Annotated in this window: 10 protein-coding genes; 5 read left to right on the top strand and 5 right to left on the bottom strand. The window is 61.4% G+C overall.

All coding sequences use genetic code 11. From position 1 onward, the window contains the following. Window positions 1-72: 72 nt before the first annotated feature. The gene (gene glpD / locus QZ564_RS07790) at window positions 73-1,563 is read right to left on the bottom strand and encodes a glycerol-3-phosphate dehydrogenase (protein ID WP_297107341.1); all 1,491 of its coding nucleotides are present in this window, start codon (window positions 1,561-1,563) and stop codon (window positions 73-75) included. 160 nt (window positions 1,564-1,723) lie between these two features. Between glpD and QZ564_RS07795 the strand changes: the two genes are divergently transcribed. Continuing rightward, on the top strand, window positions 1,724-2,659 hold the full coding sequence (locus QZ564_RS07795) for an AEC family transporter (protein ID WP_297107345.1): 936 nt from the start codon (window positions 1,724-1,726) through the stop codon (window positions 2,657-2,659). A gap of 1 nt (window position 2,660) precedes the next feature. Here QZ564_RS07795 and QZ564_RS07800 read toward each other — a convergent pair whose 3' ends face one another. From QZ564_RS07800 to QZ564_RS07815, 4 genes are all read right to left on the bottom strand, one after another. After that, window positions 2,661-3,467 (bottom strand): transglutaminase family protein, encoded by an 807-nt coding sequence (locus tag QZ564_RS07800; RefSeq protein ID WP_297107348.1) that lies wholly within the window; start codon window positions 3,465-3,467, stop codon window positions 2,661-2,663. Between the two features lie 3 nt (window positions 3,468-3,470). Beyond that, window positions 3,471-4,415, bottom strand: a complete 945-nt coding sequence (locus tag QZ564_RS07805) for an alpha-E domain-containing protein (RefSeq protein ID WP_297107350.1) — start codon at window positions 4,413-4,415, stop codon at window positions 3,471-3,473. Window positions 4,416-4,417: 2 nt separating this feature from the next. After that, window positions 4,418-5,839 (bottom strand): circularly permuted type 2 ATP-grasp protein, encoded by a 1,422-nt coding sequence (locus QZ564_RS07810; RefSeq protein ID WP_297107353.1) that lies wholly within the window; start codon window positions 5,837-5,839, stop codon window positions 4,418-4,420. 165 nt (window positions 5,840-6,004) lie between these two features. Next, window positions 6,005-7,837: a sigma-54-dependent Fis family transcriptional regulator gene (locus QZ564_RS07815; RefSeq protein WP_363311786.1), complete on the bottom strand. Its 1,833-nt coding sequence runs from the start codon at window positions 7,835-7,837 to the stop codon at window positions 6,005-6,007. Between the two features lie 205 nt (window positions 7,838-8,042). On the opposite strand from QZ564_RS07815, the gene adh reads away from it, so the two are divergent. From adh to QZ564_RS07835, 4 genes are all read left to right on the top strand, one after another. After that, the gene (gene adh / locus QZ564_RS07820) at window positions 8,043-9,563 is read left to right on the top strand and encodes an aldehyde dehydrogenase (RefSeq protein ID WP_297107356.1); all 1,521 of its coding nucleotides are present in this window, start codon (window positions 8,043-8,045) and stop codon (window positions 9,561-9,563) included. A 171-nt stretch (window positions 9,564-9,734) separates the two neighbouring features. Continuing rightward, entirely contained in the window at window positions 9,735-10,118 is a 384-nt protein-coding gene (locus QZ564_RS07825) for a DUF779 domain-containing protein (protein ID WP_297107359.1), read from the top strand. Between the two features lie 88 nt (window positions 10,119-10,206). Further along, the gene (locus QZ564_RS07830; protein WP_297107362.1) at window positions 10,207-11,136 is read left to right on the top strand and encodes a 2-hydroxyacid dehydrogenase; all 930 of its coding nucleotides are present in this window, start codon (window positions 10,207-10,209) and stop codon (window positions 11,134-11,136) included. A 149-nt stretch (window positions 11,137-11,285) separates the two neighbouring features. After that, window positions 11,286-12,917 (top strand): alpha-glucosidase family protein, encoded by a 1,632-nt coding sequence (locus tag QZ564_RS07835; RefSeq protein WP_297107365.1) that lies wholly within the window; start codon window positions 11,286-11,288, stop codon window positions 12,915-12,917. Window positions 12,918-12,924: the final 7 nt, after the last annotated feature.

Raw genomic sequence — 12,924 nt, forward strand, 5'->3', positions numbered from 1 at the left:
CCCCCGGGGAATTCGCTTCCCGCTCGATTCTCAGTTTGTCGCAATTGCCCGATCAGCTCGGGCAATCTGACGCTAGGTGGCAAACACCGTGCTGGCCAGATGGTCCTCGAGCAGCTTCACACCCTCGGGTCCGATCTTTAGCCCGAGCTTGGTGCGCCGCCAGAGCACATCTTGTGCCGTCCGCGCCCACTCATTGGCAACCAGATAGTCCACCTCGGCAGCATAGAGATCGGCGCCGAAATGCTGGCCCAGGGCATCCAGAGTCTTGCGGCTTCCGAGCAGGGCCCGGGCCTTCGTGCCATAGAGCCGCATCAGGCGCTTGAGCAGGCTTGCCGGCAGGTCCGGATAGTCAATTCCCAGCCGCCGCACCTCAGCCTCAAAGCTTTTTGGACCGAAATCGCCGCCGGGTAGCGTGCCTTTGGCGGTCCAGGGCGGGCCTTTCTTGCCCAGCACGGTCTCGATTTTTTCCAGCACCGACTCGCCCAGGCGGCGGGATGTCGTCAGCTTGCCGCCGAACACATTCACCACCGCGCCGCTGGCCGCATCGCCCTCCACCTTGAGCACATAGTCGCGTGTTGCCTCCTGCGCGGCGCTGGCGCCATCGTCAAAAAGCGGGCGGACACCGGAATAGCTCCAGATAATGTCGTCGCGGCTGAGGGTGCGGGCGAAATACTCGTTGGCCGCCTTGAGCAGGTAGTCCGTCTCTTCGGGAGTGATTGCGACATTCCTGGGATCGCCGTCATAGTCCCGATCCGTCGTGCCGATCAGGGTGAAGTCGTCCTCATAGGGAATGGCAAAAAAGATGCGCCCGTCGCTGTTCTGGAAGAAATAGCACCGGTCATGGTCATAGAGCTTTCCGACCACGATATGGCTGCCCTGGACCAGGCGCACATTGTGCGCGCCGTTCTTGCCCATTACGCCGTTGATGACTTCGTCCACCCAGGGGCCGGCCGCGTTGACCAGCATGCGTGCCCGCACGGTCTGCTTTCCGGCCTCGCCATCCAGCTCAATCGTCCAGCCGCCATCCTCGCGACGCGCCGAGACCACTTTGGTACGGACATGGATGGTCGCCCCCCGGTCGGCGGCATCGCGGGCATTGAGGACCACGAAGCGCGCATCGTTCACCCAGCAGTCGGAATATTCAAAGGCCAGCTTGTAGCCCGGCTTTAATGGCTTGCCGGCTTCGTCGCGGGTCAGGTCGAGCGTCTTGGTCGGCGGCAGCAGGCGGCGGCCGCCCATATAGTCATAGAGCGCCAGACCCGCGCGCAACACGGCGGCGGGCCGTAGCCCCTTATGGTGCGGCAGCACGAAGCGCAGCGGCCAGATGATGTGCGGTGCCGAGGCCCAAAGCACTTCGCGTTCGGCCAGCGCCTCATGCACCAGACGGAATTCGTAGTGCTCGAGATAGCGTAATCCGCCATGGATCAGTTTGGTGGCGGCCGAACTTGTTCCCGAGGCCAGATCGTTCATCTCCGCCAGCGCGACCGTATAGCCGCGCCCCACCGCGTCGCGCGCCACGCTGACGCCGTTGATCCCGCCACCAATTACGAAAATGTCCAGCATAGTGCCGCCTGTCGATCTTGTTGGTTCGTTTATATTCGCTTTGCTTTCGTTGTTGAAGTGCAATTGTTTCGTTTAGGCTTCCATACAAGTGTCGGATTGACCTTGCCGAGCGGGAAGGCTAGGGCTTGCAGCATCATTTCCGGGCCCGGATCGGTGGCCAATGCTCTCCATTCTTGGCGTGATAGCGCCCATTTTTGCCTTGATCGCGCTGGGCTATCTGGCCGTGCGCCGTGGCCTCTATCCTGCCGACGGGGTCAAGGCCCTGATCGCTTTCGTGAACAACTTCGCCACCCCCTGCCTGCTGTTCTATTCCATCGGCACCAGCGATTTCCGTGCGGCCTTCAATATCGGCATTATCGGTCCGTTCTATTTCGGCGCCTTTGTCTGCTTTGCCCTCGGCATCCTTTTGGCGCGGCGTGTATTCCGCAACCGACCGGGCGAAGCGGTCTCGGTCGGGTTCTCATCCACCTTCAGCAATACCGTGCTGGTGGGCCTGCCAATCATGAGCCGCGCCTATGGCGAAGAGGCTCTGCCGGTCACCCTCTCCATTATTGGTCTGCATGGTGCCATCCTGCTCACCCTGGGCATGGTGACCATGGAACTGACGCGGCGCGACGCCCAGCCCCTCTGGCCAACCCTGGTCCTGGCCATGCGTCGGGTGGTATCCAATCCGCTTATCTGGGGCATATTGGGCGGTATCGCCCTGTCCCTCTCGGGCCAGGAGCTGGCCGAGCCCGTTGCCGCCTTCTTCCGCATGCTCGGACAGGCCGTGGTCCCGGCAGCGCTGTTCGGCATCGGCGGCGCGCTCAACGAATTCAAGCTGTCCGACAATTGGAAGCAGGCGCTGGTGGCCTCTCTGATCAAGCTGATCATCCATCCCGCCATCGCCTATGTGCTGATGATCTGGGTTTTCCATGTGCCCATGGACATCGCCCGCTATGGTATCCTGCTGTCGGCCATGCCGTCGGGCATCAACATCTATGTCTTTGCCACCTTCTATGATCGGGGCGTCAGCGTGGCCGCCAATACGATCCTCATCGCCACCGTCTTGTCGGCGCTGACGATCTCGGGTTGGCTGTTCATTCTGAGTTTGTGACCTACGCGGCGGTCACACGGGCCTTTTGCGTCACTTCGCCGACCGGCACGGTGCGCAACGGCAAGGCGCTCTCTGCGTCCAGCCCCACCGCCAGCCGCACATAGCGTTCGGTAGGGCAGAGCTGGTATCTCGGATCAAAGCCAATCCAGCCCAGCCCATCATCATAGGCTTCGGCCCAGGCGTGCAGGCCCCCTTCAATCTCGTCGTCGGGCGCCAGGTAGCCGCAGACAAACCGCGCGGGAATGTCGAGCGCCCTCGCTGCGCCGATATAGAGATGCACGAAATCCGCTGCGGGTGGCAGCTCCGGGGCGGCCTCTGCCTTCTGACTCTGAACCTGTTCGCCCGTCGCCTGCATCTGCGCTTCCGGGGCCGGCTCTGCCGGCAGGCCGAGTGTCTCGCCGACACGCGCCATTAGCCCATGCAGCACGTCCAACCGGCTCTCCTTGGTCGTGCGATACTTGCCATAGAGCGTTACCGGTGCTTTGGTCAGCGGCGTAACCCGCCTGTAAAGGGCCGCTACGGGCTCGCCGGCCGGCTTGCCGAGAACGCCATTGGTGTCCTGGGTGGTGACCACGCCGCGTACGCCGATCGCCAGGTCGCCCTCCGGACGGGACTGGTTCACCAGATGCGCGGCATTGCCGAAACCGTCACGGAACCGGCCCGCATTGCCGATGCCGGCCACTTCCACGCTCCAGCTGTCGACTGACTGGGTCGGCCCGCTGCCCGGTGTCAGCAGCAGATGCATCACAAGTTGGGCCGTTCCCGGCGGGAGCGAACAGGTCAGGCTGTGGTCGATCTCGATGCGCATGGTTCAGTAGAAATTGTAGGATTCTGACAGGGCATCGGTCACCCGGTTATTGCGAGCAATGAACTCGTTGAGGAATTCGTGCAGCCCGTCGGTGAAGATCGCTTCCATGCTGGCGCCCTCTACCAGGGCCAGCAGGCTGTCCGCTGCTTCCTGGCACTTTTCCTTGCGGCCATAAAGCTTGGCCAGGCTGTCGAGGTTCTGCTGCACGAAATTGGCACAGTAAACCAGGCTGCGCGGCATTTCCGGCCGCAGGATCAGGAAATCGGCAATGTTATGGGCCTTGTAGCGGTCATGATAGACATGCCGATAGGCGCGGTGCGCCGAGGCGGCCCTGAGGATCAGTGTCCATTGCTGAATGTCGAGATCGCCACCCACCTGCGTGGCACGGGGCAATAGCACATAGTATTTCATGTCGAGGATACGGGCGGTGTTGTCGGCTCGCTCCACGAAATTGCCCGTCTGCAGGAAGGAAAATCCGTCATCCCGCAGAATGGTGCCCAGCAGCGCGCCCCTGAACTCATGGCTGCGCTGTTTGACCCACTGCAACAGGCCCAGCAGCTTGGCCCCGCGCACATCGCGCGGCTTGATCTGCGAGAATTCCAGCCACGCCCCGTTCATGCTTTCCCACATATCGGTGGTAATCGCCGTGCGCACCGAACGCGCATTGGTGCGCGCTGCCATCAGGCACGAATAGACCGAATTGGGATTGTCCGGGTCGAACATCATGTAGTGGGCGACCGTGTCGACATCGGCGACGTCATGCTTGGCATCGAAGCCTTCATCGACTTCCGCTGCTTGCATCATCGAGACCAAATGTTCGCTGGCCCCGCCCTCGCGGCGGCTGGTCAAGGACATGCGGTAGCCCACCTCGAGAAGCCGCGCCATGTTTTCGGCGCGCTCCACATAGCGGGAGAGCCAGAACAGGTTCGCGGCAGTGCGTCCGAGCATCCTCAATCTTCCAGCACCCACGTATCTTTCGTCCCGCCGCCTTGGGACGAATTCACCACCAGAGATCCTTTCTTGAGCGCCACGCGGGTCAACCCGCCAGGCGTGATCCGCACTTCGTCTCCCACCAGCACATAGGGCCGAAGGTCGACATGGCGCGGGGCGACATCGCCGGAAATATGGGTCGGACAGGTGGAAAGGTTCAACGTCGGCTGCACGATGTAATTGTCGGGCCTGGCCTCGATTTTTTTCCGGAATTCGGCGTGCATCGCCTTGGTTGCGGTCGGGCCCACCATCATGCCATAGCCGCCCGAGCCGTGAACTTCCTTGACCACTAGGTCATGGATGTTTTCCAGAACCCAGGCGCGCTGGTCGTCGTCGGTGCAGTTATAGGTTGGCACGTTCTGCAGGAGTGCCTTTTCACCAAGGTAGAATTCGATGATGTCGGGCACATAGGTGTAGACGGCCTTGTCGTCGGCAATGCCAGTGCCTGGCGCATTGACGAGCGTGACATTGCCGGCGCGATAGGCGTCAAACAGCCCGGGCACACCTAGCATGGAATCGGGACGGAACGTCAGCGGGTCCAGGTAGTCATCGTCGATGCGCCGGTAGATCACGTCCACCTGTTCGGGGCCGGTGGTGGTCCGCATATAGACCTTGCCACCATCGACAAACAGGTCCGGCCCTTCGCAGAGCTGCGCGCCCATCTGGTCGGCGAGGAACGAGTGCTCGAAATAGGCCGAATTGTAGATGCCCGGCGTCAGCACGGCGATATTGGGGGTGCCGCGCACGCTATCGGGAGCTACGCTTTCCAGGGTGCGCCGCAGATTTTCCGGATAGGTTTCCACCGGCGCGACCTTGGAACGGTGGAACAGGTCCGGCGCGAGAAGCATCATGGCTTCCCGGTCTTCCAGCATATAGCTGACGCCGGATGGGGTGCGCAGATTGTCCTCGAGCACATAGAACTCGTCCGGTCCGACGCGGACAATGTCGACCCCGATGATGTGCGCATAGACACCCTTGGCCGGTTCCAGCCCCATCATCTGCGGGCAGAAGGCTTCGTTGTTGAGGATGAGCTTTTCCGGCACCCGACCGGCCTTGAGGATCTCCTGGCGGTGGTAGATGTCATAAAGAAAGGCGTTGAGCGCCTTGACCCGCTGCTCGATGCCTTTGCTCAGCCGACGCCACTCATTTGCGGCGATGATGCGGGGAATGACGTCGAAGGGAATGACCTTTTCCGTGCCTTCGTCCGAACCATAGACGGCGAAGGTGATGCCCAGCCTGCGGAAGATCGCCTCCGCATCAGTCTGCATCAGGGCCAGGGCCTTGTCCGGCTGTTCCGCCAGCCACTCCGACAGGGCGCGGTAGGGCTCGCGGACCGACCCGTCCGGATTGTACATTTCGTCAAATGGCGTTTTCTCGCCCATTCTGCTCCGCTTCTGAAGTGCGGCTTTCCCGTTCGCCCCTGTATTGCTACACGTTTGAAATCTGCCGTCCAGACACTCAAGCGCCTGACATGCCGCTTTTTCGTGCAACCCCGGCTTGCGAAGCGGGTGCAGAAAATGCTCTCATTCGCGCGGCCGCATGAACCTTCAATGCGCCTTTCCCGCCCAGACCAGCCGCCGGTACAGTGTCGAGCGATCGATCCCCAGCGCACGGGCCGCAGCGGAGAGATTGCCTCGGTGCAGGTCGACTGCCCGCCGCATGGCGGTTTCGGTCAAGGCGCCCAGGTTGCCCTCGGAGGCGGCAACCGCCGCAACGCGGGTCGGCGCATGAATATGGTTGGGCAGATCGGAGAGTGTCACTCTGCGTCCCGCCCCGGCCAGTGCTGCTGTTGTTTTGAGGCAATTGACCAGCTCGCGGAAATTGCCGGGCCAGTCATGGCTTTCGAGCCGATCTAGAACGGCTTCGGGCAGTGGGCCATTGTCGGTATTGGTGCCGGTCCACAGCGCCTCTATGAGCGCCCGCCGGTTCGCCAGTTCGGAGACTGAAGGCAGTCGGACAGTGAACTGGGCAATGCGGAAATAGAGATCAGACCGAAACTGACCGGCCTCCACCATGGCGCGCAGATCGCGATTGGTGGCGCAAATGGCCACGAAGTCGGCTTTCCGAGCCTGTCCGCCACCTAGGGGCGACACTTCCTTGTCTTGCAGCACCCGCAGCAATCGCGATTGCAGAGTCAACGGCATGTCTCCGATTTCGTCGAGAAACAATATCCCGCCCTCGGCCTGATGCACCAATCCCTTGGCGCCGTCCTTGCGGGCCCCGGTGAATGCGCCGGGCTCATAGCCGAACAATTCAGATTCAATCAGGCTCTCGGGCAGCGCCGCGCAATTGACGGCCACGAACGGTTTGCCGCCTCGGCTGGACAGCCTGGCCAGATGACGCGCAAACACTTCCTTTCCGGTCCCGGTTTCTCCGGTGATCAGCACGGGGATCTCCGCATCGATCAGCCGCAGTGCCTTGGTGAGGGCGACCTCCGCCTCCGACGTCAAATAGGGCGCGGCGTCCCGTACCACCGTTCTTGCCGAGTAAAGTCTGCGATCGGCCTTTTCATGGGGTCTGAGGATGCGCGCTGCAAAGCTGTCGCCCGACACGCTGCGCAGGTTTTCGCTCAAGGCATCGAACAGGTCTTCGCGTTGCGTCTTGCGGAATGAAAGACGCTCAAGCCGCAACAGGTTCAGAGCGCGGCGATTGCCCGCCACAAGCCGTTCGCCATCGAAGACAAGCACGCCTTCCCGCGGCGTCCCCAGCATATCGGTGGCCTTGTGAAAGCGGACTATCGTCTTGTCTTCAAAGCCCTTGGCAAAGAAACGGTGTTCAATCTGCTCCACCGCCAGGCGCACCAGTCCCAAGGCATGGGTGTGCTCGGTCGAGGCATGGCCGGACATATCGAGCACGCCCGCCAACTTGCCGAACGGGTCGAAGATCGGCGAGGCCGCGCAATGCAGGATGCCATGCGGCTCGAAGAAGTGCTCCGCACCATGGACGGCTATGGCACGCCGTTCCGCCAGCGCTGTGCCGATGGCATTGGTACCCGTGGATTGTTCGGCCCAGGCAACGCCAGGCTGCAAAGCGACGCGCGCTGCTTCCCCGGCAAATTCGGCATTGCCGACCACATCGAGCAATGTTCCGTTCGCATCGGTCAGAATGACCACGCTTGAGGTATTTTTGGCCTCGGCACGCAATGTCGACAGTTCCGGGCGGCTTATGAGACGCAGCGCCTCGTTCTGCTGCTGCAACTGCCGCAACTCGTTGGCTGTCATGGGTTCGGCGCTGAACCTGTCACCGGCATCCAGCCCCTGTTCGGCGCAGCGCTGCCACGATCGCAGGATCGGCGCTGGCACTAGGCCTTCAGGCAGCGACTGGCCGGAGAAGAATTTTTCTCGCGCACGCGCAAGGGACAGGCTGAGCGACATGTTCATTCCAATCCTCCACCTCAGATGTGGCAGTTTGCAACAGGTGTTGCATCTCCCATCGTCTCTGATTGTTGCAAAGTGTTGCACCACGGATCTGGGGCGTAAAGCAAAACCCACTGCACGAAGACTTGCGCTTTGAAATCAATCGTTTGGCTGACTTGGCATGTCCATTGCTCTTGGTGCTTCCATTCTAGAACCAAGGGAGGAAGCCTTGAACAAACCCGAATTTATTGGCCAACGCACCAAGTCACCCTACAAGGCCCGTTACGGCAACTATATCGGCGGGCAGTGGACCGATGCCGCCGATGGCGAAACCTTCGACAACACTTCGCCGGTCACCGGCCAGGTGATCTGCGAAGTCGCGCGCGGTAAGGCGGCCGATATAGAGCGCGCGCTTGACGCCGCCCACAAGGTCGCCCCGGCCTGGGGACGCACATCGCCGGCCGAGCGTGCCCTGATGCTCAATCGAATTGCTGACCGCATGGAGGAAAATCTCGACCTCATCGCTCTGGCCGAGACCTGGGACAACGGCAAGCCGATCCGCGAAACCAAGGCCGCGGACATCCCCCTGGCCATCGACCATTTCCGCTACTTTGCCGGCGCCATCCGCGCACAGGAAGGCGGCATTTCCGAACTCGATCACGATACGGTCGCCTATCACTTCCATGAGCCCCTGGGTGTGGTCGGCCAGATCATTCCCTGGAACTTCCCCATCCTCATGGCCGTCTGGAAGCTTGCCCCGGCGCTTGCAGCGGGCAATGCGGTCGTCCTCAAGCCGGCCGAACAGACCCCGGCCTCTATCCTCTTGCTCATGGAGCTGATTGAGGACCTTATCCCGCCCGGCGTGGTCAACATCGTCAACGGCTTTGGCCTTGAAGCGGGCAAGCCGCTGGCCTCGTCTAACCGCATTGCCAAGATCGCCTTTACCGGCGAGACCACAACGGGCCGGCTGATCATGCAATATGCCAGCCAGAACCTCATTCCCGTAACGCTGGAGCTCGGCGGCAAGTCGCCCAACATCTTCTTCAAGGATGTGTTGGAGGAGGATGATGACTTCTTTGACAAGGCCCTCGAGGGATTTGCCATGTTTGCCCTCAATCAGGGCGAAGTGTGCACCTGTCCCAGTCGCGCCCTGATCCAGGAAAGCATCTATGACCGTTTCATGGAGCGGGCGATCAAGCGCGTCGAGGCAATCAAGCAGGGCTCACCCCTGGACGATGCAACCATGATCGGCGCCCAGGCCTCATCCGAGCAATTGGAAAAGATCCTGTCCTATCTCGATATCGGCCGCCAGGAAGGCGCCAAGGTCCTTACCGGCGGCGAGCGCAACATGCTCGAAGGCGAATTGGCCGGCGGCTACTACGTCAAGCCCACGGTCTTTGCCGGCAACAACAAGATGCGCATCTTCCAGGAAGAGATCTTCGGACCGGTTGTCTCCGTGACCACCTTCAAGGATGACGACGAGGCGCTGGCCATCGCCAATGACACGCTATACGGCCTCGGCGCCGGCGTCTGGACCCGCAATGCCAACCGCGCCTATCGGTTTGGTCGCGGTATCCAGGCCGGACGGGTCTGGACCAATTGCTACCATGCCTATCCCGCCCACGCGGCATTCGGCGGCTACAAGCAGTCCGGCATTGGCCGCGAAAACCATCGCATGATGCTCGATCACTATCAGCAGACCAAGAACATGCTGGTCAGCTACAGCCCCAAAAAACTCGGCTTCTTCTAGGTCGAGGCGCCTACTTGCCTCTCCCTTTGCGGAGAGGCCCATCGCACATCCCCGGGGTGACCTCCTCCCCGGGCTACTCCTCCGTTCCGGTCTGTCTCACCGAGACATCAACCCCGTCTCTCCCCATTGGCGAGGCAGGCCGGAATGGCTCTTTTTTGCAAGGAACCCGCCATGACCAATCCCGTCCCGCGCGTCATCGCCACTGATGCTGCCCTTGCGCTCATCGCGACCATTGCCGCGCAACATGGTGACATCCTCTTCCACCAATCGGGTGGATGCTGCGACGGGTCTTCGCCCATGTGCTATCCCAAGGGCGACTTCATCATCGGCGACCGCGATGTGAAGATGGGAGAGATCGGTGGCTTCCCCATCTACATGTCCCCCAGCCAGTTCGACTATTGGCAGCATACCCAACTGATCATCGACGCGATTCCAGGCCGGGGCGGCATGTTCAGTCTCGACAATGGTACGGAACAGCGCTTTCTGACCCGGTCGCGCATCTTCACTGATGAGGAGCATGCAGACCGAGTGCCCGTCACTATCGGCGCAGGCTAGGGCGCCGGTGCGAACCCAATTGCCCCTCCTCGCCCTTGGCCGGGCCGCTTGCCGCCGCTAGTCTCCCCGCAAAGGGAGTCGCGCGGTTATGACCATAGAAATTCTCCAGACACATCCACTTCTCGCCTCATGCGAAGAGGCTTTGGCGGCCCGCTATACCGTCCATAAGCTGCATGAGATGGCGGATAGGGATGCCTGGCTGGCCAAAAATGGCGCCCGCATCCGTGCCCATGCCGGCTCGGGCGTCCAGGCCGATCTGATGGATAGCCTGCCCAATCTTGAGATCATCGCCAGCTTCGGCGTCGGCTACGACAATATCGATACCGCCGCCGCCAAGGCACGCAATATCCGGGTCACCAATACGCCCGACGTACTCAATGACGCGGTGGCCGAACTCACCATCGGCCTCATGGTTTCCTTGGCCCGCCGCATTCCGCAGGCCGACCAGTTCGTGCGTCAAGGCAAGTGGCCGTCCGGCAATTTTGGCCTGTTCTCCGAGTTGACCGGCAAGACAGTGGGCATTCTCGGTCTCGGACGTATCGGCAAGGAAATCGCGGTTCGCGCCCAGGCCATGAAGATGCGGGTGGTCTATTTCGGCCGCCATCACCAGCCGTCAGTGCCTTACATCTACTACGACAAGCTTGAGGACATGGCCCGCGACAGCGACTGGCTGGTGGTCATCGCGCCGGGTGGCAAGGGCACCGAGGGGATCGTCTCCCGAAAAGTGCTCGAGGCGCTCGGCCACAAGGGCTGCATCGTCAATGTCGCCCGCGGCACGCTGATCGATGAGCCCGCCATGGTCGAGCTGCTGGCCAATGGTGGCCTCGGCGGTGCAGCGCTCGACGTTTTCGAGAACGAACCTCAGGTACCCGCCGAACTGCTCACCCTCGACAATGTCGTGCTTTCGCCCCACCAGGGCAGCGCCACGCACCAGACCCGCGACGCCATGGGCGCACTGCTGGTGGCCAATCTCGAAAAGCACTTTGCCGGCGAGCCGCTGATCAGCGCGGTGGTGTGACCTTTCTCATCTGGCGCTTCGCGCCATGATCCAGTCCGCAAGGCACGGGATATGAGCCCTGCATCCTCCCCGATTAACAGCCGGGCCGGAACCCTATAGCCTCTGCGGCGATTCAAGTCCGGGCGGATTGGCCCAGGGAGATCTGACAGATGAGTGATTGGTGGCGCGGCGGAGTGATCTATCAGGTCTATCCCCGCTCGTTTCAGGACAGCACGGGTGACGGGGTAGGGGATCTACCCGGGATCATCGACCGGCTCGACCATATAGCGAGCCTGGGTGTCGACTGTATCTGGCTGTCTCCCATTAACCAGTCGCCCCAGGCCGATATGGGTTATGACGTCTCCGATTATATGGAGGTCGATCCGCTCTTCGGCTCGCTGCAGGATTTCGATCTGCTGATCGAGCGCGCCCATGCCCTGGGCCTCAAGGTCATCATCGACCAGGTTGTCAGCCATACCTCGGATCAGCATCCCTGGTTCCGCGAATCCTGTTTCTCCCGGGATAACGCCAAGGCCGACTGGTATGTGTGGGCGGACGCCAAGCCCGATGGCTCGCCACCCAACAACTGGCTCTCGGTGTTCGGCGGCTCCGCCTGGGAATGGCACACGGCGCGCAAGCAATATTACCTGCACAATTTCCTCACCTCGCAGCCGGACCTGAACTTCCACAATCCTGCCGTGCAGGATGCGGTACTGGACGTCATGCGTTTCTGGCTCGACCGGGGCCTGGATGGCTTCAGGCTGGACACCGTCAACTACTATTTCCACGACGCGCAGCTGCGCTCCAATCCGCCGCGCAAATCGCTCAAGGGTGCAGCCGCGACGAATCCCTATGACATGCAGACCCACAAGTTTTCCAAGAGTCAGCCTGAAAACGTCGCCTGGCTGAAGAGGGTGCGGAAGCTGCTCGACAAATATCCCGGGGTCACCACGGTGGGCGAGGTTGGCGACGATGAGCGCGGGGTGGAACTGATGAAGCAGTACACCTCCGGCAGCGACATGCTGCATCAGTGCTACTCCTTCGATTTCCTGAGCCCCAATTTCACCGCGAAACACTTCCGGTCCAAGGTGGAGGGCTTTTTTGCCGAAGGGGAGACCGGTTGGCCGTGCTGGAGCTTTTCCAACCACGACGTCATCCGCCATATGACACGCTGGAAGCCACATAGCGTCTCCCCGGCCGATCTGGCGCGCCAGGCCGCGGCGCTGGTGCTGACCCTGAAGGGGTCGGCAGGGCTTTACCAGGGTGAGGAACTCGGGCTACCCGAAGCCGATATTCTCTATGAAGAGTTGACCGATCCGCGCGGCATCCGCTTCTGGCCAGGCGACAAGGGGCGTGATGGGTGCCGTACGCCCATGCCCTGGCAACACGACCTGCCTCAGGCCGGCTTTACCACCGGCAAGCCCTGGCTGCCCGTCAAGCCTGCCCAAACGGCCCTAAGCGTCGATCTGCAAAACGCCGATCCAAACTCAACCCTCAATTTCTACCGGTCTTTCCTGGCGTGGCGCAAAACCCATCCGGCGCTGGTCACGGGCGATATCACCTTCTTCAATTGCGCCGAGCCGGTGCTGGCTTATCGGCGCTCCGCCGGCAACAAAGACCTGATCTGCGTCTTCAACCTGTCGGCCGAACCGCGGGTGGTCAAACTCTCAAAGGTAGAGCTGGCGCTTGAGCCGGTTAGCCACAATGCCGAGCTTGAAGGCTCTGCCCTTAAGCTGGGTCCGAACGGCTTTGCCATTCTGCCGGCGCCTGCGGGTGAAGGGCGCGTGAGCTACAAGGCCTGATCAGGCG

This window comes from uncultured Devosia sp., assembly GCF_913055165.1.
In the GTDB taxonomy this organism is placed as follows: domain Bacteria; phylum Pseudomonadota; class Alphaproteobacteria; order Rhizobiales; family Devosiaceae; genus Devosia.